This is a genomic window from Streptomyces sp. NPDC052043, assembly GCF_044548235.1.
Lineage (GTDB): Bacteria > Actinomycetota > Actinomycetes > Streptomycetales > Streptomycetaceae > Streptomyces.
Window position 1 is genome coordinate 111224 of record NZ_JBIUBT010000012.1, and the last position, 21521, is coordinate 132744.

At 70.4% G+C, this 21521-nt stretch carries 25 protein-coding genes, 1 tRNA gene and 1 riboswitch; of the genes, 17 read left to right on the top strand and 9 right to left on the bottom strand.

The annotated features are described in order from the left end of the window. The first annotated feature begins 73 nt into the window (after positions 1-73). From ACIHCX_RS27825 to ACIHCX_RS27840, 4 genes are all read left to right on the top strand, one after another. Positions 74-169, top strand: a complete 96-nt coding sequence (locus ACIHCX_RS27825; protein WP_400034123.1) for a putative leader peptide — start codon at positions 74-76, stop codon at positions 167-169. A 144-nt stretch (positions 170-313) separates the two neighbouring features. Then, positions 314-592 carry a MoaD family protein gene (locus tag ACIHCX_RS27830; RefSeq protein WP_400034125.1) on the top strand — a complete coding sequence of 93 codons (279 nt, stop codon included), beginning with the start codon at positions 314-316 and terminating at the stop codon, positions 590-592. A 17-nt stretch (positions 593-609) separates the two neighbouring features. Beyond that, positions 610-1560 carry a PLP-dependent cysteine synthase family protein gene (locus ACIHCX_RS27835; protein WP_400034127.1) on the top strand — a complete coding sequence of 317 codons (951 nt, stop codon included), beginning with the start codon at positions 610-612 and terminating at the stop codon, positions 1558-1560. A 157-nt stretch (positions 1561-1717) separates the two neighbouring features. Next, complete coding sequence (locus ACIHCX_RS27840; protein WP_400034129.1) at positions 1718-1894, top strand: hypothetical protein; 177 nt, start codon at positions 1718-1720, stop codon at positions 1892-1894. Positions 1895-1967: 73 nt separating this feature from the next. Here ACIHCX_RS27840 and ACIHCX_RS27845 read toward each other — a convergent pair whose 3' ends face one another. Continuing rightward, the gene (locus ACIHCX_RS27845) at positions 1968-2417 is read right to left on the bottom strand and encodes a type II toxin-antitoxin system PemK/MazF family toxin (RefSeq protein ID WP_400034131.1); all 450 of its coding nucleotides are present in this window, start codon (positions 2415-2417) and stop codon (positions 1968-1970) included. A gap of 220 nt (positions 2418-2637) precedes the next feature. Here ACIHCX_RS27845 and ACIHCX_RS27850 point away from each other — a divergent pair, with 220 nt between their 5' ends. After that, complete coding sequence (locus ACIHCX_RS27850; RefSeq protein ID WP_400034133.1) at positions 2638-3390, top strand: MBL fold metallo-hydrolase; 753 nt, start codon at positions 2638-2640, stop codon at positions 3388-3390. Between the two features lie 80 nt (positions 3391-3470). On the opposite strand, the gene ACIHCX_RS27855 is transcribed toward ACIHCX_RS27850, so the two are convergent. Next, positions 3471-4775, bottom strand: coding sequence for a PTS transporter subunit EIIC (locus ACIHCX_RS27855; protein ID WP_400034135.1), 1305 nt, complete (start codon positions 4773-4775; stop codon positions 3471-3473). A 320-nt stretch (positions 4776-5095) separates the two neighbouring features. Between ACIHCX_RS27855 and ACIHCX_RS27860 the strand changes: the two genes are divergently transcribed. The 3 genes from ACIHCX_RS27860 to rdgB all read left to right on the top strand — a co-directional run bounded on the left by ACIHCX_RS27860 (position 5096) and on the right by rdgB (position 6777). Next, the gene (locus tag ACIHCX_RS27860) at positions 5096-5329 is read left to right on the top strand and encodes a glucose PTS transporter subunit EIIB (RefSeq protein ID WP_400034137.1); all 234 of its coding nucleotides are present in this window, start codon (positions 5096-5098) and stop codon (positions 5327-5329) included. Positions 5330-5416: 87 nt separating this feature from the next. Then, a complete protein-coding gene (gene rph, locus ACIHCX_RS27865; protein ID WP_400034139.1) occupies positions 5417-6154 on the top strand; it encodes a ribonuclease PH in 738 nt (245 codons plus the stop codon). A 20-nt stretch (positions 6155-6174) separates the two neighbouring features. Continuing rightward, the gene (rdgB, locus tag ACIHCX_RS27870) at positions 6175-6777 is read left to right on the top strand and encodes an RdgB/HAM1 family non-canonical purine NTP pyrophosphatase (protein ID WP_400034141.1); all 603 of its coding nucleotides are present in this window, start codon (positions 6175-6177) and stop codon (positions 6775-6777) included. A 51-nt stretch (positions 6778-6828) separates the two neighbouring features. Here the strand turns inward: rdgB and ACIHCX_RS27875 are convergent. The 4 genes from ACIHCX_RS27875 to bcp form a co-directional block, all read right to left on the bottom strand. Next, a tRNA-Leu gene (locus tag ACIHCX_RS27875) sits at positions 6829-6904 on the bottom strand. 15 nt (positions 6905-6919) lie between these two features. Beyond that, positions 6920-7597: an HNH endonuclease signature motif containing protein gene (locus ACIHCX_RS27880; protein WP_400034143.1), complete on the bottom strand. Its 678-nt coding sequence runs from the start codon at positions 7595-7597 to the stop codon at positions 6920-6922. Then, positions 7594-8247, bottom strand: coding sequence for an HNH endonuclease (locus ACIHCX_RS27885; RefSeq protein ID WP_400034145.1), 654 nt, complete (start codon positions 8245-8247; stop codon positions 7594-7596). The genes ACIHCX_RS27880 and ACIHCX_RS27885 overlap by 4 nt, the downstream gene beginning before the upstream one ends. 153 nt (positions 8248-8400) lie before the next feature. Next, positions 8401-8868, bottom strand: a complete 468-nt coding sequence (gene bcp, locus ACIHCX_RS27890; RefSeq protein ID WP_400034147.1) for a thioredoxin-dependent thiol peroxidase — start codon at positions 8866-8868, stop codon at positions 8401-8403. A gap of 130 nt (positions 8869-8998) precedes the next feature. Here bcp and ACIHCX_RS27895 point away from each other — a divergent pair, with 130 nt between their 5' ends. From ACIHCX_RS27895 to ACIHCX_RS27905, 3 genes are all read left to right on the top strand, one after another. Then, a complete protein-coding gene (locus ACIHCX_RS27895) occupies positions 8999-9328 on the top strand; it encodes a DUF3618 domain-containing protein (RefSeq protein WP_400034149.1) in 330 nt (109 codons plus the stop codon). Between the two features lie 54 nt (positions 9329-9382). Continuing rightward, a complete protein-coding gene (locus ACIHCX_RS27900; RefSeq protein ID WP_400034151.1) occupies positions 9383-9739 on the top strand; it encodes a GroES family chaperonin in 357 nt (118 codons plus the stop codon). Positions 9740-9810: 71 nt separating this feature from the next. Next, positions 9811-9874, top strand: a riboswitch (guanidine-III (ykkC-III) riboswitch). A 38-nt stretch (positions 9875-9912) separates the two neighbouring features. After that, entirely contained in the window at positions 9913-10233 is a 321-nt protein-coding gene (locus ACIHCX_RS27905; RefSeq protein ID WP_400034153.1) for a DMT family transporter, read from the top strand. On the opposite strand, the gene ACIHCX_RS27910 is transcribed toward ACIHCX_RS27905, so the two are convergent. Next, positions 10217-12703, bottom strand: coding sequence for a transglycosylase domain-containing protein (locus tag ACIHCX_RS27910; RefSeq protein WP_400034155.1), 2487 nt, complete (start codon positions 12701-12703; stop codon positions 10217-10219). The two genes, ACIHCX_RS27905 and ACIHCX_RS27910, sit on opposite strands and share 17 nt — an antisense overlap. A 225-nt stretch (positions 12704-12928) precedes the next feature. Between ACIHCX_RS27910 and ACIHCX_RS27915 the strand changes: the two genes are divergently transcribed. The 4 genes from ACIHCX_RS27915 to ACIHCX_RS27930 all read left to right on the top strand — a co-directional run bounded on the left by ACIHCX_RS27915 (position 12929) and on the right by ACIHCX_RS27930 (position 16419). Beyond that, positions 12929-13729 (top strand): ABC transporter permease, encoded by an 801-nt coding sequence (locus tag ACIHCX_RS27915; protein WP_400034157.1) that lies wholly within the window; start codon positions 12929-12931, stop codon positions 13727-13729. Between the two features lie 67 nt (positions 13730-13796). After that, complete coding sequence (locus ACIHCX_RS27920; protein ID WP_400034461.1) at positions 13797-14561, top strand: ABC transporter permease; 765 nt, start codon at positions 13797-13799, stop codon at positions 14559-14561. Between the two features lie 136 nt (positions 14562-14697). Continuing rightward, a complete protein-coding gene (locus tag ACIHCX_RS27925) occupies positions 14698-15720 on the top strand; it encodes an ATP-binding cassette domain-containing protein (RefSeq protein WP_400034159.1) in 1023 nt (340 codons plus the stop codon). Between the two features lie 9 nt (positions 15721-15729). Then, positions 15730-16419, top strand: coding sequence for a DUF1707 domain-containing protein (locus ACIHCX_RS27930; protein WP_400034161.1), 690 nt, complete (start codon positions 15730-15732; stop codon positions 16417-16419). A gap of 60 nt (positions 16420-16479) precedes the next feature. Here ACIHCX_RS27930 and ACIHCX_RS27935 read toward each other — a convergent pair whose 3' ends face one another. Next, on the bottom strand, positions 16480-17811 hold the full coding sequence (locus ACIHCX_RS27935; RefSeq protein WP_400034163.1) for an SGNH/GDSL hydrolase family protein: 1332 nt from the start codon (positions 17809-17811) through the stop codon (positions 16480-16482). 201 nt (positions 17812-18012) lie between these two features. Between ACIHCX_RS27935 and ACIHCX_RS27940 the strand changes: the two genes are divergently transcribed. Then, positions 18013-19332: a DUF445 domain-containing protein gene (locus ACIHCX_RS27940; RefSeq protein WP_400034165.1), complete on the top strand. Its 1320-nt coding sequence runs from the start codon at positions 18013-18015 to the stop codon at positions 19330-19332. Positions 19333-19462: 130 nt separating this feature from the next. After that, on the top strand, positions 19463-20944 hold the full coding sequence (locus tag ACIHCX_RS27945) for an MFS transporter (RefSeq protein WP_400034167.1): 1482 nt from the start codon (positions 19463-19465) through the stop codon (positions 20942-20944). 23 nt (positions 20945-20967) lie between these two features. Here the strand turns inward: ACIHCX_RS27945 and ACIHCX_RS27950 are convergent, their stop codons facing one another. Continuing rightward, positions 20968-21450, bottom strand: a complete 483-nt coding sequence (locus ACIHCX_RS27950) for a DUF2269 family protein (protein ID WP_400034169.1) — start codon at positions 21448-21450, stop codon at positions 20968-20970. Positions 21451-21521: the final 71 nt, after the last annotated feature.

Genomic DNA, 21521 nt, shown 5'->3' on the forward strand with positions numbered 1-21521 from the left:
GACGCGGATGCGAAGTGTCCGAGTCCCGAGATCACACTCCGGGTCCCGGACCGGGAATCGATACGATGACCGCATGGTTTTCCACGACGTGAGCGACAAGACGCCGGGCATGCTGCTCGTGGCGCGGCTGCACGTCGACCTGTGCAGGCTGAAGAGCGCCATCTGTTGACGTTCCGCGCCGCCGCACGGCCGTGAGGGCCGCGGCGCTCCCTTCCCCGTGCCGAAAGCCCGGGGTATCCCGAACGTGCGCCCGGCCGCGTCCGAGCCGGGGATCCACCCCCGACGACATCCTTACCGACAGGAGCCCGCAACCATGGCCATCGAGGTCCGCATCCCCACCATCCTCCGCCAGTACACCGACGGCCAGAAGGCCGTGGACGGCAACGGGGAGACCCTCGCCGACCTCATCGCCGACCTCGAGGCCCGGCACCCGGGCATCCAGGCCCGCATCGTGGAGGGCGAGCAGCTGCGCCGCTTCGTCAACGTCTACCTGAACGACGAGGACGTGCGCTTCCTGGACGGCATCTCCACCAAGCTCACCGACGGCGACAACGTGACGATCCTGCCGGCCGTCGCCGGTGGGATGCGCTGATCGGTCGCTGAGCAGCGATGCGTTACGACTCCCCGCTGGCCGCGGTGGGCAACACCCCGCTGGTGTGCCTGCCGCGGCTGTCGCCGTCGGCCGACGTCCGCCTCTGGGCGAAGCTGGAGGACCGCAACCCGACCGGCTCGATCAAGGACCGTCCCGCCCTGCACATGATCGAGCAGGCGGAGAAGGACGGCCGGCTCACCCCGGGCTGCACGATCCTCGAACCCACCTCGGGCAACACCGGCATCTCGCTGGCCATGGCGGCCAAGCTCAAGGGCTACCGCATGGTGTGCGTGATGCCCGAGAACACCTCCCAGGAGCGCCGCGACCTGCTCGGCATGTGGGGAGCGGAGATCATCCCCTCCCCGGCCGCGGGCGGCTCCAACACCGCCGTGCGGGTGGCCAAGGAACTGGCCGCCGAGCACCCGGACTGGGTGATGCTCTACCAGTACGGCAACCCGGACAACGCCGGCGCCCACTACGCCACCACCGGCCCCGAGATCCTCGCCGACCTGCCCTCGATCACCCACTTCGTCGCGGGCCTCGGCACCACGGGCACCCTCATGGGCGTCGGCCGCTACCTGCGCGAGCACAAGCCGGACGTGAGGATCGTCGCCGCCGAGCCGCGCTACGACGACCTGGTGTACGGCCTGCGCAACCTCGACGAGGGCTTCGTCCCCGAGCTCTACGACGCCTCCGTCCTCACCACCCGCTACTCGGTCGGCTCCGCCGACGCGGTCACCCGCACCCGCGAACTCCTCCAGCAGGAGGGCATCTTCGCGGGCGTCTCCACCGGCGCCGCCCTGCACGCGGCGATCGGCGTCGGGAAGAAGGCACTGAAGGCGGGCGAGAGCGCCGACATCGTGTTCGTCGTCGCCGACGGCGGCTGGAAGTACCTCTCCACCGGCGTCTACACCGCGGCCACCACCGAGGAGGCCATCGAGACCCTCCAGGGCCAGCTCTGGGCGTAGGGCCTGTGCGAAAGTCCCGACCGCGGGGCCCCGGCCGTCGTATCCGGCCGGGGCCCCGCGTGCGTGGGGGACGGGATCCTGATGTGCTGGAGGAACGCCACACCGGCAGAAGGACAGGGCACGGCATCCCGGGCACAGCAGAAAGGCGGCCGCCCCCATGCGCCGTTCGACGCTCCACGCCACCGCCGAGGCGGCGGCCCTGCTCCTCCTCGGCCGCGCCGCACCGCACGACGGCGCGGACCGCGGCGAGGACGCCACCCCCGCCGGCCCGGGCCGGAGCGCCTGTCACGGCATCCGGCGGTGGACGGTCACCGTGCGGGTGACGGGGTCATGAACCCGACGGGCCGCGACACACGGACACGACAACGCCGCGCCCGTCCCGCCCAGCCCGCCCGCGCACGTCCCGCTCAGCCCGCGAGGTACCGGACCTGGTCCCAGAGCACCGGGTCCACGACCCCCACCCGGCGGCGGAAGTCCCACACCGGCACCTCCCGGACCTCGTCGGTCTCCAGGAAGCTGGTCCGCCCCTGCGTGTCCCCCACCGAGCCCGGCGGCAGCGGGATCACTCCGGACCGCTCGTCGTGGTACCTGCTGGTGATCTCCGCGACCCTGGCGCGCTTGCCGTGCACCGCCAGCACCAGACAGGGCCGGTCCTTCGCCCCCGGCCCGTCGCCGTGGGGCAGACTGGCCCACCAGATCTCCGCGGGCTGCGGCCGCGCCGCGGCACGCCGCCCGCCCGGACGGCCGGGACGCAACCTCTTCGGCGGCCTGCGGCCCCGTCCCCAGCCGTCGACGAGCGTGGCGACGAGCGCGAGCAACACCACCGCCGCGAGCGCCAGCCACCAGGACGTGTCCACAACCATGACGTTACCGGCGTGCGACCCTCGGTGCGCGCCCTTCAACGCCCCCCATGCGCCCCAGGTCCAGCCGAACCGGTGACACCACAGGTGAGTTCGCCCACAACGGGCTTTGCCGGAGGAGCGACCGGCCGTATCCCGCCTTAGGCTCGACGGACCGCACGACCCCCGTCACCTTCCTCTCTTCTGAAGTTTTCCCGCCAGCGGAGGTTTCTGCTTCATGAAGCTCACCGTCGTCGGCTGCTCGGGGTCGTTCCCGTCCGCGGAATCGGCCTGCTCGAGCTACCTCGTCGAGGCCGACGGCTTCCGGCTGCTCCTCGACCTGGGCAACGGCGCCCTGGGCGAGCTGCAGCGCCACTGCGGTCTCTACGACCTCGACGCCATCTTCCTGAGTCATCTGCACGCCGACCACTGCATCGACATGCTCGGCTACTTCGTCGCACGCTACTACCGCTACGACGGAGGCCGGTGCGACCCCATCCCGGTGTACGGGCCCGAGGGCACCGAGCACCGGCTGACCACCGCCTACGCCGACACCCCCACGGCCTCCTCGATGAGCGAGGTCTTCGACTTCCACACGGTCAAGCCCGGCACCTTCGAGATCGGCCCGTTCACCGTGCACACCGAGCGGGTGGCCCACCCCGTGGAGGCCTACGCCATCCGCGTCGAGCACGGCGGGCGCGCGCTGACGTACTCCGGGGACACCGGGGTGAGCGCGGCGCTGGAGGAACTCGCCCGAGGCAGCGACCTCTTCCTGTGCGAGGCCGCCTTCACGGACGGCAAGGAGACCGTCCCCGATCTGCACCTCAACGGCCGCGAGGCGGGCGAGGCCGCCGCGCGTGCCGGAGTCCGCCGCCTGGTCCTCACCCACATCCCCCCGTGGACCGACCCGCAGATCAACCTCGCCCACGCCCGCGCGGCCTACGCCGGCCCGGTGGAGCTCGCGGCGCCCGGAGCGTCGTACGACATCTAGGCCCAGGTCAGCAGGCCCAGGACGCGAAAAGGCCCCCGGAGTCGTGGAACTCCGGGGGCCCTCTCACGCTGTGACCGGGCTCACGCCTTGGTGAGGTCCTCGGTCTCCTCCTCGGGCTCGCGGCCCGGGGTGGGGAGGTTGAACTTGGTGATGGCGAAGCGGAACACGGTGTAGTAGATCGCCGCGAACACCAGGCCGATCGGGATGATCAGCCACGGCTTGGTCGCCAGGTTCCAGTTGAGGGCGTAGTCGATGAAGCCGGCGGAGAAGGTGAAGCCGGCGTGCACGCCGAGCGCCCAGGTGATCGCCATGGACAGGGCGGTCAGCACCGCGTGGATCGCGTACAGCACCGGGGCTATGAACATGAACGTGAACTCGATCGGCTCGGTCACACCGGTCACGAAGGAGGTCAGCGCGAGCGAGATCATCATGCCCAGGACGGCCTTGCGGCGCTCCGGCCGGGCCGAGTGCGCGATGGCCAGGGCGGCAGCCGGCAGACCGAACATCATGATCGGGAAGAAGCCCGACATGAACTGGCCGGCGTGCGGGTCACCCGCGAAGAAGCGGTTCAGGTCGCCGTGGACGACCTGGCCGGCGGAGTTGGTGAAGTCGCCGATCTGGAACCACGAGACGGTGTTGACGAACTGGTGCATGCCGACCGGGATCAGCGCACGGTTGACCAGACCGAACAGTCCGGCGCCTACGGCGCCCAGCCCAGTGATCCACTTGCCGAGGTCGGTGATCACGTCACCGATCGGCTGCCAGCCCACCACGACCAGAACACCCAGCGCGGTACCGACGAAAGCCATGATGATCGGGACCAGACGGCGGCCGTTGAAGAAGCCCAGCCAGTCGACGAGCTTGGTGCGGTGGAACCGCTGCCAGATCACGGCGGAGAGCAGACCGAGGATGATGCCGCCCAGCACGCCCGGGTTCTGGTACGACGCCGCGGTGATCTCGGAGCCGTGCTTCCACACACCGCCGAGACCGGTTGAGACGAACTCGGCGCCCTTCGGTACACCGTCCTCGATCGGAAACTGGTGGATCACCGTGTAATAGGTGAGGAAACCGACCACCGCGGCGAGCGCGGTCGAGCCGTCGGACTTCTTGGCGAAGCCGATGGCGACGCCGATGCAGAACAGCAGCGGCAGGCCGAGCGAGGCATCCAGCAGCGCGCCACCGGCGCCGGCGAACACCTTGGCGACCTTGTCCCAGCCGAGTCCGTCCGCGCCGAACACGTCCGGCTGTCCCAGACGCAGCAGGATGCCGGCCGCCGGTAGTACGGCGATCGGGAGCTGCAGGCTGCGGCCGACCTTCTGCAGGCCTTGGAACAGACCGGATCCCCGTTTCTTCGCCGGGGCCGCCGTCGCGCTGGCGGTGCTCATACATCCTCCATCGGGTGGTGGTCTACACCACTCAGTGGTGTAGACCTTTTGTAACACGATGAAGGGGGCGTAAGGAACCCGTGATTCCCGCGACCGAACCACTACGCACCGTGTGAATTCGAGCTCGGAGTCGGTGATGTGGGGCAGGGTGCCGGGCGTCGAGCCGCGTTTTGGCCACCGCCCCTACGCTGGTGTAGACCAGTCGGCGGACGGTTCCGCTGCCATGAGCGCACCATTGTGCACCCATGGCACGACCGCTCGCAAAAACGGTCCAACTATGGGTTACTGCGACAAAGCGGTTCGGATCAGGGAGAAGGAACATGGCCACCAAGGCTGAGAAGATCGTCGCCGGGCTCGGCGGCATCGACAACATCGACGAGATCGAGGGCTGCATCACCCGACTCCGCACCGAAGTGCACGACGCCTCCCTGGTCGACGAGGCCGCCCTCAAGGCCGCCGGCGCTCACGGCGTCGTCAAGATGGGCACCGCCATCCAGGTCGTCGTCGGCACCGACGCCGACCCCATCGCCGCGGAGATCGAAGACATGATGTGAACCCCGCGGTCCGCCGCGGTTCACCTTCGAGGGGCTCCTCCCGATGCGGGAGGAGCCCCTTGTCCCTGGGGGACTACGCTCGACGCCATGTCTCGTATCGACGGCCGCACCCCCGAACAACTCCGCCCGGTCACCATCGAACGCGGGTGGAGCAAGCACGCCGAGGGCTCCGTCCTCGTCTCCTTCGGCGACACCAAGGTCTTCTGCACCGCCTCCGTCACCGAAGGCGTCCCGCGCTGGCGCAAGGGCAGCGGCGAGGGCTGGGTCACCGCCGAGTACTCCATGCTGCCCCGCGCCACCAACACCCGCGGCGACCGCGAGTCGGTCAAGGGCAGGATCGGCGGCCGCACCCATGAGATCTCCCGCCTCATCGGCCGCTCCCTGCGCTCGGTCGTCGACTACAAGGCACTCGGGGAGAACACCATCGTCCTGGACTGCGACGTCCTCCAGGCCGACGGCGGCACCCGCACCGCCGCCATCACGGGTGCCTACGTGGCGCTGGCCGACGCCGTCGCCTGGGCCCGCGGCAAGAAGCTGATCAAGGCCGGCCGGCAGCCGCTCACCGGCACGGTCAGCGCCGTCTCGGTCGGCATCGTCGGCGGTGTGCCGCTGCTCGACCTCTGCTACGAGGAGGACGTCCGCGCCGAGACCGACATGAACGTCGTCTGCACCGGCGACGGCCGCTTCGTCGAGGTCCAGGGCACCGCGGAGGCCGAACCCTTCGCCCGCGAGGAACTGAACAGCCTCCTCGACCTCGCCGTGGCCGGCTGCGCCGAACTCACGGCGATCCAGCGCACGGCCCTCGAGACGGCCCTGGCGAAGTAGAAGGAGAGGAGCAACCCCGCATGACCCGCTTGATCCTCGCCACCCGCAACAGCGGCAAGATCGTCGAACTCAGGGCGATCCTGGCCGACGCCGGACTGCCCCACGAACTCGTGGGCACCGACGCCTACCCGGACGTCCCCGACGTCAAGGAGACCGGCGTCACCTTCGCGGAGAACGCCCTGCTGAAGGCCCACGCCCTGGCCCAGGCCACCGGCCTGCCCGCGGTCGCGGACGACTCCGGCCTCTGCGTCGACGTCCTCGGCGGCGCCCCCGGCATCTTCTCGGCCCGCTGGGCCGGCCGCCACGGCGACGACAAGGCCAACCTGGACCTGCTCCTGGCCCAGCTCGCGGACATCACCGAGGATTACCGCGGCGCCCGCTTCGCCTGCGCGGCAGCCCTCGCCCTGCCCGATGGCACGGAGAAGGTGGTCGAGGGTGAACTCCGAGGCACCCTGCGCCACGCCCCCGCGGGCACGAACGGCTTCGGCTACGACCCGATCCTCCAGCCGGAGGGCGAGACCCGCACCTGCGCGGAACTGACCCCGGACGAGAAGAACGCGATCAGCCACCGCGGCAAGGCGTTCCGGGCGCTGGTGCCGGTGGTGCGGGAGCTGTTGGGCTGACCATGAAAAGACCCGACGCCTTCGATTGAAGGCGTCGGGTCATTTTCCCTGTGGGCCCGGTGGGACTCGAACCCACGACACACCGCACCTAAAGCGGCGCCCTCTTAGCCAGCTGGGGTACGGGCCCGCAGCGCTGCATACTCTACTGGGCGCCGGGCGCTGTTCGCTGCCTGCCCCCTCGACACCACGTGCTGGTGATCGCATGACAGTTGGGGCACAGCAGCCGCAGGTTCTCACGCCGGTCGTCACTCCAGTCCCCGTTGACGTGGTCGATCTCCAGAGTCATGGGCCTCCCGAGCCACTCGGGGCCGACCCCGCACTTCGCGCATTCCTCAGGCACTCCGATTTCTCGGAGGGCGCGGCGCAGTAAAATTGTCTTTGTCCGTCGCCTGCCGTCGTGTTTGACCAGGATGTCCTCAGGGCGCTTGGTAGCTTCCGGGCGGGCCTTGCCTCTCTGATGTGCCTGCCCCAGAAAGTGTGCGGTCGATAGCTTTTCTTCGGCGATCCACTCACGAAGCATTGCGCGTTGGGTTTCGTTGTCGGGGCGGTCCAGGCGGCGGAGAACTTCGGCGATGGAAGCTGATTCCGCAATCGCAGCGCGCAGTACTTCGGGAGTGGGCCGGGTCTTGCGCCTGGTCATGTTGCCGGAGCGGCGGAAGTGCGAGATGTCGATGCCGAAGTGATCGAAACGTTTCGTAAGGTACCCGCGAAGGTAGCCGTAAGGCCGAGTGCCGAAGAAAGCAATGACTTGGTCGATGTCAGAACACTGCGCGGCGGCCTCCGCCAACCGCTCGCGCGTGTACTGCACACCGCTGCTCATGCAGCACCGACCTTGCCGCGTCCCTTGCCACGCCCTCGGTAGTTGTCCGTCGTCGAATGGCAGTTGGGGCAGATGAACCGCAGGTTCTCGATGCGGTTGTCCCACCAGTTGCCGTTGATGTGGTCGACTTCCAGAGGAAGTGGACGCCCGCGCCAGACCGGCTCTGTACAACACAGAGCGCACCGCTCGTTCACGCCCATCGCGACCATTGCCCACTTGAGGCGATCGCTCGGGATGCGTCGGGCCTGAGCAGTCGGCTGCTCGACGAGCAGACCTTCCGGTGTTCGGGGGCGCCAAAGTTTCCCTCGCCGGGTCGGCACCCGGAAATGCGACGTGTCGATGCCGTAGGCCTTGATTCGCCGGCTGATGTGGGTGTGGTGGCCGCCCACGACCTCCAGCCCGAGATGGCGTAGCACCTCGCACATGTTCGTGGAGGCCGCCACCGCTCGTTCAAGGACCTCCTTTGTCCACTTCACCCCCTCCCGCTCGAAGTGCACCACATCCACGCCCAACTTCTTCATCCGCGCCCGGATGTAGTCCCGCGTCGAGCTCTTCGGATCCACCCCCAACCTCTCCAACGCCTCCGACAGTGTCCGTGCCCCCCGAGCCGCCTTCTCCAGGCGCTCCTTGGTGTACGCGCTGGCCCCCATGGGTCCCCTCCGTTCTCGGCCACGTGTTCATGGCCCATACGGAGTAACGAACCGGTTATCGGACAGTCACGCACGGCATGCGGAGGGGAACACAAAGGCGGCCCGCGCCGGTCACCCGGTGCGGGCCGCACGAGCCGCGGCGGAAGCGGTCCCTCAGATCCCCAAGTCCTTGATGATCTTGGCCACGTGGCCGGTCGCCTTCACGTTGTACAGGGCGCGTTCGACCCTGCCCTCCTCGTCCACGACGATCGTGGAGCGGATGACGCCGACGACGGTCTTGCCGTAGAGCTTCTTCTCGCCGAAGGCGCCGTAGGACTCCAGGACCTTCTTGTCCGGGTCGGCGAGCAGCGTGACCTCGAGGGACTCCTTGTCGCGGAACTTCGCCAGCTTCTCCGGCTTGTCGGGGGAGATGCCGATCACGTCGTACCCCGCGCCCGCCAGCAGGTCCAGGTTGTCGGTGAAGTCGCAGGCCTGCTTGGTGCAGCCGGGGGTGAGGGCGGCCGGGTAGAAGTAGACGATGACCTTCCGGCCCTTGTGGTCGGCCAGCGACACCTCCTTGCCGTCGGCGTCGGGGAGGGCGAAGGCGGGGGCCACGTCCCCGGGCTGGAGTCGCTCGGTCATCGAAGCTCGTCTCCTCGTGCGTGCGGATACGGTGTCGCTCCGAGGGTAACCGGGGGTGCCGACAGTGCGGTCGGAGCGAGAACTGACAGACTGTCCCGAACAGGCATCAGTTGACTTCGGAGGCGGCACGGTGGCGGACACCGCGGACACCAGAACCCCGGCTGAGATCGAGGCGGACATCAGGCGCCGCCGCGAGGTGCTGGCCGAGACGCTCGACGAGATCGGGGTGCGCGTGCACCCGAAGACCATCGTCGGGGACGCCAAGGCCAAGGTCGCCTCCCACGTCGATCACACGCTCGGGCGGGCCTACGTACAGGTCAACCGGGTGGTGAGCGATGTGCGGGCGCAGTTCGTGGACGAGGAGGGCGCCCCGCGCATGGAGCGGGTGGTGCCGGTCGCCCTCGTCGCCGTCGGTCTGGTCGGGCTGCTCGCTCTGGGCGCGCGCCGGCGTCGCCGCTGAGCGGCACGACGCCCCACCGCGTGACGACGTGCCGAAGGCAGGTAGGTTCGAGGCGTGAGCGCCAACAGAAATGAGCACAGCAGCCAGCACGACAAGCTGCCCATCCGGATGCTGCACGACCGGGTGCTCGTCCGGCAGGACACGAGCGAGGGCGAGCGGCGTTCGGGCGGTGGCATCCTGATCCCCGCGACGGCGGCGGTGGGACGCCGGCTGGCCTGGGCCGAGGTCGTCGCGGTGGGGCAGAACGTGCGGACCGTCGAGCCGGGGGACCGGGTGTTGTTCGATCCGGAGGACCGCGCCGAGGTCGAGGTGCGCGGGGTCGCGTACGTGCTCATGCGCGAACGTGATCTGCACGCGGTGGCCGCGGACCGGTTCGAGGGTTCGGAGGACTCCACCGGCCTGTATCTGTAGGAAGACGAAACGAGGGGCTGGTGACCATGGTCACCAGCCCCTTTGTCCTTTCTTTGCCGGCCTCCGGACTTTGCTAGCCTCGGGGCTAACCCGACGAGACGCGCCGTACCGGGATGAACGCAAAGACGACGCACCCCCGTTCATGTCCTTACGTCGTCCCGGAGGTGCCCGTCATGGCCTGGGTCCTGCTTGTCCTCGCCGGTCTGCTCGAGGTGGGCTGGTCGATCGGAATGAAGTTCACCGACGGCTTCACCCGCCCCCTGCCCAGCGTGCTCACCGGCGCGGGGATCGTGACCAGCATGGTCCTGCTGTCCTACGCCGCCCGCTCCCTGCCCATCGGCACCGCCTACGGCGTGTGGGTGGGCATCGGGGCGGCCGGTGCGGCGGTGGTCGGCATGGTGGTGCTGGGGGAGCCGGCGACCGCCGCCCGGATCTTCTTCGTGAGTCTGCTGCTGGTGTCCGTGGTGGGGCTCAAGGTCACGTCCGGCCACTGAACACGCCTTGCAGGCCGGTGTTCAGGCCGCCGTCGCCGGAGGCACCGGCCGCCGCGCCCCCGCCCGGCGGGGTGCCGGTGCCGCCTTGGCCGGGCGTGCCTCCCGGGCCGCCCGGCGGGGTGACTCCGGAGTCCCCGGGCTCCCCGCCGGCGGGTCCGCCCGGCTGGGTGCCGTCGGTCGCGCCGGTGGAGGGGTCGCCGCCGGTGTCGCCCGTGTCGCCGTCGCCCTGGCTCTGCCCAGGGTCCTGGCTCTCGTCCTGGCCCTGGTCCTGGCCGCCGGTGTCGGAGTCGGTCGCGCCGTTGTCGTCCTGACCCTCGTCGCCCGGGTCCTCGGCGGACTCCGAGGGCGGCGGCTGGACCTCGTCGGCACCCGGCTGGAGCTGGAGGTCGAAGTCCGTGGCCAGGGTGTTCTTCAGGGCGGCCCCGGTGTACTGCGCCCAGATCTGGGCGGGCGGCCCGCCGCCGTTGACGCGGGCAAGACCCATGGCGCCGTAGAGCGACTTGTGGTGGGCGGTGTCCGGGTCCTGGCCCATGACCGAGACGACGGTGGCGAGGTCGGGCGTGTAGCCGGCGAACCAGGCCGCCTGGTCCTCCTCGGCGGTGCCGGTCTTGGCCGCGGCGGGCCGGCCGGCGGCCTGGGCGGCGGTGGCGGTGCCGTTCTGGACGACGCTGCGCAGTATCGCGGTGGTGGTGTCGGCGGCCTCGCGGCTGACCGCCTGGACCTCGGTGCGCCGGGGCAGCTCGACCGTGTCGGTGCCGTCCTTGGTGATCTTCTTGATCATCGTGTACGGGGTGTGCTGGCCGTGGTTGGCGAGCGTGGCGTAGGCGTCGGCCATGTCGACGACGCTGGCCGTGGCCACTCCGAGCGCGATGGACGGGGTGGGGTACAGCGACGGGGTGTCGGCCGGCAGGCCGAGGGCGATGGCGGTGTTCTTGACCTTGTCGGAGCCGACGTCGGCGGCCATCTGCGCGTACACCGCGTTGACGGACTTGTCCGTGGCCTCGCTCACGGTGATGTCCCCGTAGGACTGCTGGTCCTCGTTCTCGGGGGCGTAGGTACCGCTCCAGCCCTCGACGGGGCGCTTGTTGGTGCCGTCGTAGTACGTGTTCGGGGTGATCGCGCGGCCGTCCTGGGTCTCGGAACCGTTCTGGACGGCGGAGGTGAACACGAACGGCTTGAAGGTGGAGCCCACCTGGAAGTCCCGGCGGGTGGCGTTGTTCGTGTACTGCTGGACGTAGTCGATGCCGCCGTACATGGCGACGAGCTCGCCGGTCTTCGGGTCGACGGAGGCGGCGCCGGCCCGGACGTAGGTGTCGACCTTGCGGTCCTTCTTGTCGAGCTTGCTCACCACCTGGTCGTTCACGGCCTTGACCAGGGCGTCCTGCTTGTTCTTCTCCAGGGTCGTGGTGATCCGGTAGCCGCCCGCGGAGAGCTGGTCCTCGGTCAGGATCTTGTGCGCGGCCAGGTAGTCCTTCACCGCGCGGACGATGTAGCCGCGCTGCCCGGACATGCCCGTGGGGACCGTGGCCTCCTTCGGCATCGGGAACTTCATCCCGGCCCGCTGCGAGGCGCTCAGCCAGCCCTTCTTGACCATGCCGTCCAGGACGTAGTTCCAGCGGGAGAGGGCGGCGGACTTGTTCTCCGGGTGCGCGACGACGTCGTACTCGCTGGGCGCGTTGACCAACGCGGCCAGATAGGCGGCGCGGGCCGGGTCGAGGTCCTGGGCGTTGACGCCGTAGTACGCCTGGGCGGCGGCCTGGATGCCGTAGGCGTTGCGGCCGAAGTAGCTGGTGTTGAGGTAGCCCTCGAGGATGTCGTTCTTGGACACGGTGCGGTCCAGCTTGACCGAGATGAAGAACTCCTTCACCTTGCGGGTGACGGTCTGCTCCTGGCCCAGGTAGTAGTTCTTCACGTACTGCTGGGTGATCGTCGAACCGGACTGCTTGCCCTTGCCGAGGGCGGTGTTCCAGCCGGCGCGCAGCATCGCCTTGGGGTCGACGGCGGACTCGGTGTAGAAGTCGCGGTCCTCGGCGGCGAGCACGGCGTGCTGGGCGGCCTTGGAGACCTGGGCGAGGGTGACGTTCTCCCGGTTGATCTCGCCGTCCCGGGCGATCTCGGTGCCGTCGGCGTACAGGTAGACGTTGGCCTGCTTGACGGCCAGGGCGTTGGCGGGCGGGATCTTCACCAGGGAGTAGCCGAGGAAGAACGCGCCGATGACCAGCAGCATGACGGTGAGGACGCCGCCGAGCACCATCCGCCAGGTCGGTACGGCGCGGCGCCAGCCGGTGCGCCGGGGCCGTCCGGCCTCCCCGTGGTCCGCCGGCTCCCCGTCCCCCGGCTCGCCGTCCGCCCCGTGCTCCGCCCAGCCCTCCGTCTCGGTCTCCGTCTCGCCCCCGGTCCCGGGCGCCGCCGGTGGCCGGTGGTCGGGCCGGCCCTGGTTCCGCTGCTGCGGCTGCGGCTCGTCGCTCATGTCGTGCTCGGACTCCTGTTTTCACGTCGTACGTCGCCGTACGTTCACGTCGTACGTCCCCGTACGCCCTCATGCGCCTTCGGCGCCCCCAGATGAAGACTGTCGCAGCATCCGTTCCGTTCCCGGTCCCGGTCACCTGTCCGGACCAGAAAATGCGTGGCACGTCACGCCCCGGGCGCATTAAGCTCCCGCGCTTTCGGTGTCGTGACCTGGGAGGCGGTGCACGTGGGCGCTGGACGGTTGTACGCCGCCGTCGCGGCGGGGGGATTCAGACGGTACGCGACGTATCGGGCAGCGACCGCGGCCGGGGTGTTCACCAATACGGCATTCGGGCTGATCCTGGTGTACACGTACCTTGCGCTCTGGGATGTCCGGCCGCACCTGGGCGGATACGACCAGGCGCAGGCCGTGACGTACGTGTGGCTGGGGCAGGCGTTCCTGGCGGCGCTGGCGATCGGCGGGGGCGGCGTCGAGGACGAGTTGATGGAACGCATCCGAACGGGTGACATCGCGGTCGACCTGTACCGGCCCGCCGACCTCCAGCTGTGGTGGCTGTCGGCCGACGCGGGCCGGGCGATGTTCCAGCTGGTGGGCCGCGGGGTGCTGCCCTTCGCGTTCGGGGCGCTGTTCTTTCCGGTGCACCTGCCGTCGGACCCGGTGACCTGGCTGGCGTTCCTCGGGGCGGTGCCGCTGGCGCTGCTGGTGGGCTTCGGGATCCGCTTCCTCGTGGCGCTGAGCGCGTTCTGGCTGCTGGACGGCGCGGGTGTGGCGCAGATGGCCTGGCTGGCCGGGTACTTCTGCTCGGGGATGCTGCTGCCGCTGAACGTCTTCCCGGGCGCGCTGGGCGAGGTGGTCCGGGCGCTGCCGTGGTCCTCGCTGCTCCAGGCCCCCGCCGACATCCTGCTGGGGCACGCGGACCCGCTGGACACGTACGTCTTCCAGGGGGCGTGGGCGGTGGCGCTGCTGGGGGCGGGGCGGCTGGTGCAGTCGGCGGCGACGCGGCGGGTGGTGGTGCAGGGTGGCTGAGCTCACCACGGACCGGACCGGCAACCGGCTGGTGGAGGGGGCACGCGCCTACTGTCTGATCGCCGCGATGTGGATCCGCTCGACGATGGCCTACCGCGCCTCCTTCGTCATGACCACGGCCGGGAACTTCGTCGCGAGCGCGCTGGACTTCGCGGCCATCCTGCTGATGTTCTCCCGCGTGGACGCGCTCGGCGGCTACACACTGCCCGAGATCGCCTTCCTGTACGGGCTGTCCGGCACCGCCTTCGGGCTGGCGGACCTGACGATCGGCTCCATGGACCGGCTGGGGCGGCGGGTGCGCGACGGCACCCTCGACACGCTGCTGGTCCGGCCGGCACCGGTGCTCGCGCAGGTGGCCGCCGACCGGTTCGCGCTGCGCCGGCTGGGCCGGGTGACGCAGGGGGCGCTGGTGCTGGGCTGGGCGCTGACACGGCTCGACATCGACTGGACGGCGCCGAAGCTGCTGCTGATGCCGGTGATGGTGCTCAGCGGCTGCGGGATCTTCTGCGCGGTGTTCGTGGCCGGGGCGGCCTTCCAGTTCGTGGCGCAGGACGCCTCGGAGGCGCAGAACGCGTTCACCTACGGCGGCACCACGCTGCTCCAGTACCCGCCGACGGTGTTCGCGAAGGAACTGGTGCGCGGGGTGACCTTCGTCCTGCCGCTGGCCTTCGTCAACTGGCTGCCCGCGCTGTACGTGCTGGGGCGGCCGTATCCGCTCGACCTGCCCCGGTGGACCGCGTTCGCGTCGCCGCTGGTCGCGGTGGCGTGCTGCGCCCTGGCGGGGGCGGCCTGGCGGGTGGGCCTGCGGTCGTACCGGAGCACCGGGAACTGACGGGAATCGACAGGAACTGACGGGTACTGACGGGAACTGACGGGAGCCGGCGGCATCCGGGGCGGGCGTCCAACGGGAACTGACGGGATTCTGCGGGATCCGGCGAGACGAAGAGGAGAAGGGGCGTACAGGGCGTATGGCGACGGCGGTGGACGGTGTGGAGGGCAGGGACGGTGCGGCCGGGGCGGACGAGGCGGGCGGTGGTTTCATCGCCCTCGACCGGGTCGAGAAGGTCTTCGAGGTACGGAGGAAGACCGGATTCCTCCGGCGTGAGCGGCGGCAGGTCCGGGCGGTCGACTCGATCTCCTTCAGCGTGGCGCGCGGTGAGATGGTCGGCTACATCGGCCCGAACGGCGCGGGCAAGTCGACGACGATCAAGATGCTCACCGGCATCCTGACGCCCAGCGGCGGCCGGCTGCGGGTCGCCGGCATCGACCCCTCCCGCGAGCGGACCCGGCTCGCCCGGCGCATCGGGGTGGTGTTCGGGCAGCGTACGACCCTGTGGTGGGACCTGCCGCTGATCGACTCCTACCGGCTGATGCACCGCATGTACCGGATCCCCGACGGCCGTTACCGCGAGAACCTCGACCGCTGCGTCGAACTCCTCGAACTCGGCGACCTGTTGGACGTACCGGTACGGCAGCTCTCGCTGGGCCAGCGGATGCGCGGCGACATCGCCGCCGCCCTGCTGCACGACCCGGAGGTCCTCTACCTGGACGAGCCGACCATCGGCCTGGACGTCATCAGCAAGGCCAAGGTCCGTACGTTCCTGCGCGACGTGAACGCCGAACGCGGCACGACGGTGCTGCTGACCACGCACGACCTCCAGGACATCGAGCAGTTGTGCTCGCGGGTGATGGTCATCGACCACGGGCGCCTGATGTACGACGGCCCGCTCACCGGCCTGCACGAGGCGGGCGAGAGCGAACGCACCCTGGTGGTCGACCTGGAACGCGAGCTGCCGCCGATCGAGCTGCCGACCGCGCGTGTGGTGCGGGTCGAGGGGCCCCGGCAGTGGCTGGCCTTCCCGGCGGCCGAGTCGGCGGCGCCCCTGGTGGCGCGGATCGCGGCGGAGTACCCGCTGGTGGACCTGTCGGTGCGGGAGCCCGACATCGAGGCGGTCATCGCGAGGATGTACGCCGAGAAAGCGGTCTCGTAGGCTGCTGTCATGACGGAGGACCTGCCGGAGCTTCGCGCTTCCGACGCCGATCGTGAACGAGTCGCCGAGCAACTGCGGGACGCCCTCGCCGAGGGGCGGCTCGACATGGCCGAGTTCGAGGAGCGGCTGGAGGCGGCGTACCAGGCGCGCACGTACGGCGAACTCACGCCGATCACGCGGGACCTGCCCGTGCCCGGGGTGGCCGCCCCGGTGGTGAACATGGTCAAGCAGCCGGTGCTGGACGGCGGTTGGGCCTCGCGGGTGGTCGGTGGCGAGGGTACCTCGTCGTGGGCCGTCGCCATCATGGGCGGGTTCGAGCGCAAGGGGCGCTGGACCGTGCCCAAGCGGTTCAACTGCTTCACCTTCTGGGGCGGCGGCGCCGTCGACCTGCGCGACGCCAACTTCGCCGACCACGAGGTCGAGATCAACTGCGTGGCGATCATGGGCGGTGTGGACGTGATCGTGCCGCCCGGTGTCGAGGTGGTCGTGCGTGGCATCGGCATCATGGGCGCCTTCGACCACCGCGAGGACGACACGCCGGACGAGCCCAGCGCCCCGCGCGTGATCGTGACCGGTCTGGCCTTCTGGGGCGGCGTGGGCGTCCGGCGAAAGATCACCGAGGCGGAACGGCGCCGTCTGAAGGAGCAGCGCCGCCAGGAGAAGCTGGAGCGCAGGGCGGAGCGCCGCCGCCTCGGGTAGCCACCTCCGGGCAGCGCCCCGGACGAGGGCGGCCGGGGCGGGAAAAGGGACCTCTCGACCCTAGAGGCGTGCCCGAGCCGCGCCCTTCAGCAGACTCGGCTCGAACACGTCGGCCATCTCCCGGTACCCCCGGTCACTGGGGTGCAGATGGTCACCGGAGTCGTACTCGCCCCGCAGCCGCCGCGGGTTGTAGGGGTCCCGCAGTGCCTTGTCGAAGTCGACCACGGCGTCGAACACCCGCCCGCTCCGGATCTCCGCGTTCACCCGCTGCCGTATCTCCTCCTTGGCGGGCGTGTACCCGCGGCGTCCCTCGAACGGCATCAGCGTCGCCCCGACGACCTTCAGCCCGCGCGCGTGCGCCTGCTCCACCAGCGTGCGCAGCCCACCGGTGATCTGCTCCGGGTCGGCGAGCTGCGGATTGCGCAGGATGTCGTTGATGCCGAGGTCGATGACGACGACCTTGACCCCGGTCCGCTCCAGCACGTCCCGCTCGAACCGGCTCAGCCCGCTGGGGTTGTCCGCGGGCCGCCCGAGCCCGCCGGTCAGCACCTGGTTGCCGCTGATGCCCTCGTTGACGACGCTGTAGTTCGGTACGTCCCGGCCCTTCTCGACCGCCGTCCACAGCCGGGTGGACAGGACGTCGGTCCAGCGGCGGTCGGCGCCGAGGGTGGAGGTGACGCCGTCGGTGAGCGAGTCGCCGAGGACGACGACGGCCCCGTCGGCCGCGTCGCTGAGCACGTCCACCGCGCTCAGATAGCGCCAGACCGACGTCTGCTCGGTGTACGGCGTCCCGGTCACGTTCTCGGCGAGGTCGCCCTGGGCGACGTACGAGATCTGGCGGGCGTACGGATGGTAGGTGACCGGGCCCGACGGGGTGGGGGAGTAGGTGGTGACCAGGACGTCGGCGCCCCGCGGCACGGCGAGGGACACGGCGTCGCTCATCACCTGCCCGCCGGACGGTACGACGACCGAGGGGGCGCCGGCGAAGGTGAGCCGCCGCATGGTGTGCGGGGCGGCGGCCGCGGTGGTGCCCCCGGCGGCGAGGGCGATCGTGGCGTGGGTGACGCTCAGCGGCGATCGGCCGTAGAGGTTGGACAGCGTGATACGGGCACTCGTCCCGGCGACGCTGGTGTGTACGACGTTGCGCACCGAGCGGCCCGCCATGCCCGTGGTCTCCGTGCCGGGCTCGGCGGCGGCCGGGGAGGCGGCCCAGGTGGCGACCCAGGTACCGGAGGAGGCCGGGGCCGCGTGATGGACCGGCCCACGGCTGTCGGCCGGGGCGGCGGCCCGGCGGCCGGTGCCGTAGGAGACCCCGGCGTAGAGGGCGGCGGAAATGACGACGATCAGTGCGACGATCGCGGTCAGCAGGGCGTAACCGTGACGTCCGGTCATGCGGTCGATGCTCTCCTCGGGCGGGGCCGGCCGGAGCCCAGGGGCTCCGGTCTGATGGGCACATGATGGGCCATGAGCCGAGGGAGGATCGACGAGGTCCGGCCGAAACCCCTCCGGGCAGACGTCGGGAACTCCTGTTCCGTTCCGGGAGTCGGACGGGAAGGGACAATGGTGCGCGGGATCACCGAACGGGTGGAGTGGATGGAACAGACGACCCAGACCGGTCCGGAGACGGCGGGCGCCGTCTCCCACCGCGCGATGACCGTGTTCAGCGCCGCCGACGAGGAGCGGCGCCGCGGGGTGCGCCGCATGAAGCTGACCGCCACCGGGCTGCTGCTGTTCGTCGCCGTGGTGTACGTGCTCGCCAAGTGGGGCCAGCACGCGGGCGCCGGCGCCTGGACGGCGTACGTCGCCGCCGCCGCCGAGGCCGGCATGGTCGGCGCGCTCGCCGACTGGTTCGCGGTCACCGCCCTCTTCCGCCATCCCCTCGGCCTGCCCATCCCGCACACCGCGATCATCCCGACCAAGAAGGACCAGCTCGGCATCTCGCTGGGCGAGTTCGTCGGCGAGAACTTCCTCTCCGAGGACGTCGTGCGGCAGCGGCTGCGCGCCGTCGGCATCGGCAGCCGCCTCGGCGCCTGGCTCGCCCAGCCGGAGCACGCCGACCGGGTGACCGCGGAACTGGCCACCGCGCTGCGCGGCGCCCTGACCGTCCTGCGCGACTCCGACATCCAGGCCGTCGTCGGCGAGGCGATCACCCGCAGAGCCAACACGCAGGAGATCGCGCCCGGCATCGGCAAGCTGCTGGAGCGGATCGTCGCCGACGGCGGCCACAAACGGGTCGTCGACCTCGTCGTCTCCCGCGCGCACGACTGGCTGGTGCTGCACAGCGACTCCGTGATGGACGCCGTGGAGGGCGGCGCGCCCGGCTGGACCCCGAGGTTCGTCGACAAGAAGGTCGGCGAGCGGGTCTACAAGGAACTGCTGCGCTTCACCACCGAGATGCGGGACATGCCCTCGCACCCGGCGCGCGGCGCGCTCGACCGCTTCCTCACCGACTTCGCCTCCGACCTCCAGTCCGACACCGACACGCGCGGGCGTGTCGAGCGGCTCAAGGGCGAGGTGCTGCGCCGCGGCGAGGTCCAGGACCTGATCGCCTCCGCCTGGACGGCCGTACGGTCGATGATCGTCGCGGCGGCCGAGGACGAGCGCAGCGAGCTGCGGCTGCGGGTCCGCGCCTCGCTGCTGTCCCTGGGCGCCCGGATGGCCGAGGACTCCAAGGCGCAGGGCAAGGTCGACTCCTGGGTCGAGGGCGCGGCGGTCTACGTCGTGACGACCTACCGCAAGGAGATCACCTCCCTGATCACCGACACCGTCGCCGGCTGGGACGCCGAGCACACCACCCGCAAGATCGAGGCCCACATCGGCCGCGACCTCCAGTTCATCCGCATCAACGGCACGGTGGTGGGCTCCCTGGCCGGGGTGGCGATCTACGCGGTGACGCGGGCGCTGGGAGCGTAGGCCTCCCGCGGACGGGCCCTGACCCGGCGCTCGCCCGGCCCCGGCCCTCGTCCAATCGGCCGTCCCCCGAGCGTGATCCACGCGGTTCGGGGGAACTCGCATGGCGTTCCGTTCGACGTGGAGGGAGCCCATGGCCACCGCCGAGGCCGAGACCGGCCGCACCGTGACCACCGACATCCCCGCCCGCCTGGACCGGCTTCCGTGGTCGCGCTGGCACTGGACGATCGTCGTCGGTCTCGGCACCGTGTGGATCCTCGACGGTCTGGAGGTCACGGTCGTCGGCAACATCGCCAGCCGCCTGTCGGAGCCCGGCAGCGGCCTGTCGATCAGCTCGGCACAGGTCACGGGCACCGCGGCCGCCCTCTACGTGGCGGGCGCCTGCACCGGCGCCCTCTTCTGGGGCCGTCTGACCGACCGCTACGGCCGCAAGAAGCTCTTCATGATCACCCTCGCGGTGTATCTGGCGGCCACCGCCCTGACCGCGGTCTCCTTCGAGGCCTGGTGGTTCTTCCTCTTCCGCTTCCTGACCGGCTTCGGCATCGGCGGCGAGTACGCGGCCATCAACTCCGCGATCGACGAGCTGATCCCCGCCACGTACCGCGGCCGCGTCGACCTGATCATCAACGGCAGCTTCTGGGTGGGCGCCGTCGGCGGCTCCCTGCTGTCGATCCTCGCCCTGAACACCGGCATCCTGGCCGCCGACCTGGGCTGGCGGCTGACGTTCGCGCTCGGCGCGGTCCTCGCCCTGGTGATCCTGCTCGTCCGCAGGCACGTCCCGGAGAGCCCGCGCTGGCTGCTGATCCACGGCCGGGACCGGGAGGCGGAGGAGGTGGTGACCGACATCGAACGCCGGATCGAGACCGAGCGGGACGAGCCGCTCCCCGTGCCGCACAGCCGGATCACCATCCACCAGCGCCGCAGCGTGAGCTTCGTCGAGATCGCCCGCACGGTCTTCGCCGCCTACCGCAGGCGCGCCGTCCTCGGCTTCTCCCTCTTCATCGGCCAGGCGTTCCTCTACAACGCCATCACCTTCGGCTTCGGCGCGATCCTGGCCAAGTTCTTCCACGTGCCGCCCGACCGCACCGGCTACTACTTCGCCGTCATCGCGGCGGGCAACTTCCTGGGCCCGCTGCTGCTGGGCCGCCTCTTCGACACGGTCGGCCGCCGGGTGATGATCTCCTCCACCTACCTGCTGTCCGGCCTGCTCCTGTTCGGCACGGCCTGGCTGTTCGGCCGCGGTGTGCTGAGCGCCGGCACGCTGACGGCCTGCTGGTGCGTGGTGCTGTTCTTCGCCTCGGCCGGTGCCTCCAGCGCCTACCTGACGGTCTCCGAGATCTTCCCGATGGAGACCCGGGCGATGTCCATCGCCTTCTTCTACGCCCTCGGCACCGCCGCCGGCGGCATCAGCGGCCCGCTCCTCTTCGCCGGGCTCACCAGCACCGGCAGGATCGGTGACACCGTGCTCGCCTTCCAGATCGGCGCCGCCCTGATGTGCGCGGCGGGCCTGGTCGCCGCCTTCCTCGCGGTCAGGGCCGAACGCCGCTCCCTGGAGGACATCGCCACACCGCTGACGGCGGTGAAGCCGCCGGGGGCGCTGCACCGCCCGTCGTGACACCGCCCGCCGTGACAGCCCCGTCAGGCTCCGGTCGTGGAGCCCGGCCGGACGATCATCAGCACCGTCACGGCGGCCCACAACAGGTTGAACTGGCCGGTGAACATGGCGAGCCGCACGGTGGCCCGGTGGGTGGCGGCGGGGGCCGCCTCCGCGCCCCGCCCTTCCTCCAGGGCCTCGGCGAGGGCGGTCTGCCGGGGCAGCACCAGCGCGACGAGGACGACGGCGGCGAGAGCGGTGAGCGCGATCGACACGATCAGCCAGGTGTCGCCGAGCACCCCCATGTTCTTGGCCGTGGCGAACCCGAACACCGGGACGGCGACCCCGACGACGGCGTACACCCGGCAGATGCGCAGCAGCAGTTGTACGGTCTCGGCCGCCCGCGGATCCTCGGGCGCGGCCAGCGCCCGTCGCGCGGCGGGCGGAAACATGCTGGCGGCGACGGTGACGGGCCCGATGGCGACGATCGCGGCCAGGACGTGCACGGCGAGAAGGAACTTGGTCACGCCTCGACGCTAGGCACCGCGCCGATCTTGAAGAAGTGGCGAGAGTGACAGGGATCAACGGATTCCCGCCA

What these genes read in the sequence shown, in the direction of transcription:
- ACIHCX_RS27905 (WP_400034153.1), top strand. Translation starts at nt 9,913, where the DNA reads ATGGCCTGGGTCCTGCTTGTCCTCGCCGGTCTGCTCGAGGTGGGCTGG.
- ACIHCX_RS27885 (WP_400034145.1), bottom strand. Translation starts at nt 8,247, where the DNA reads ATGGGGGCCAGCGCGTACACCAAGGAGCGCCTGGAGAAGGCGGCTCGG.
- bcp (WP_400034147.1), bottom strand. Translation starts at nt 8,868, where the DNA reads ATGACCGAGCGACTCCAGCCCGGGGACGTGGCCCCCGCCTTCGCCCTC.
- ACIHCX_RS27840 (WP_400034129.1), top strand. Translation starts at nt 1,718, where the DNA reads ATGCGCCGTTCGACGCTCCACGCCACCGCCGAGGCGGCGGCCCTGCTC.
- rph (WP_400034139.1), top strand. Translation starts at nt 5,417, where the DNA reads ATGTCTCGTATCGACGGCCGCACCCCCGAACAACTCCGCCCGGTCACC.
- ACIHCX_RS27830 (WP_400034125.1), top strand. Translation starts at nt 314, where the DNA reads ATGGCCATCGAGGTCCGCATCCCCACCATCCTCCGCCAGTACACCGAC.
- ACIHCX_RS27910 (WP_400034155.1), bottom strand. Translation starts at nt 12,703, where the DNA reads ATGAGCGACGAGCCGCAGCCGCAGCAGCGGAACCAGGGCCGGCCCGAC.
- ACIHCX_RS27860 (WP_400034137.1), top strand. Translation starts at nt 5,096, where the DNA reads ATGGCCACCAAGGCTGAGAAGATCGTCGCCGGGCTCGGCGGCATCGAC.
- rdgB (WP_400034141.1), top strand. Translation starts at nt 6,175, where the DNA reads ATGACCCGCTTGATCCTCGCCACCCGCAACAGCGGCAAGATCGTCGAA.
- ACIHCX_RS27930 (WP_400034161.1), top strand. Translation starts at nt 15,730, where the DNA reads ATGACGGAGGACCTGCCGGAGCTTCGCGCTTCCGACGCCGATCGTGAA.
- ACIHCX_RS27855 (WP_400034135.1), bottom strand. Translation starts at nt 4,775, where the DNA reads ATGAGCACCGCCAGCGCGACGGCGGCCCCGGCGAAGAAACGGGGATCC.
- ACIHCX_RS27920 (WP_400034461.1), top strand. Translation starts at nt 13,797, where the DNA reads ATGTGGATCCGCTCGACGATGGCCTACCGCGCCTCCTTCGTCATGACC.
- ACIHCX_RS27940 (WP_400034165.1), top strand. Translation starts at nt 18,013, where the DNA reads ATGGAACAGACGACCCAGACCGGTCCGGAGACGGCGGGCGCCGTCTCC.
- ACIHCX_RS27925 (WP_400034159.1), top strand. Translation starts at nt 14,698, where the DNA reads ATGGCGACGGCGGTGGACGGTGTGGAGGGCAGGGACGGTGCGGCCGGG.
- ACIHCX_RS27880 (WP_400034143.1), bottom strand. Translation starts at nt 7,597, where the DNA reads ATGAGCAGCGGTGTGCAGTACACGCGCGAGCGGTTGGCGGAGGCCGCC.
- ACIHCX_RS27945 (WP_400034167.1), top strand. Translation starts at nt 19,463, where the DNA reads ATGGCCACCGCCGAGGCCGAGACCGGCCGCACCGTGACCACCGACATC.
- ACIHCX_RS27835 (WP_400034127.1), top strand. Translation starts at nt 610, where the DNA reads ATGCGTTACGACTCCCCGCTGGCCGCGGTGGGCAACACCCCGCTGGTG.
- ACIHCX_RS27825 (WP_400034123.1), top strand. Translation starts at nt 74, where the DNA reads ATGGTTTTCCACGACGTGAGCGACAAGACGCCGGGCATGCTGCTCGTG.
- ACIHCX_RS27935 (WP_400034163.1), bottom strand. Translation starts at nt 17,811, where the DNA reads ATGACCGGACGTCACGGTTACGCCCTGCTGACCGCGATCGTCGCACTG.
- ACIHCX_RS27850 (WP_400034133.1), top strand. Translation starts at nt 2,638, where the DNA reads ATGAAGCTCACCGTCGTCGGCTGCTCGGGGTCGTTCCCGTCCGCGGAA.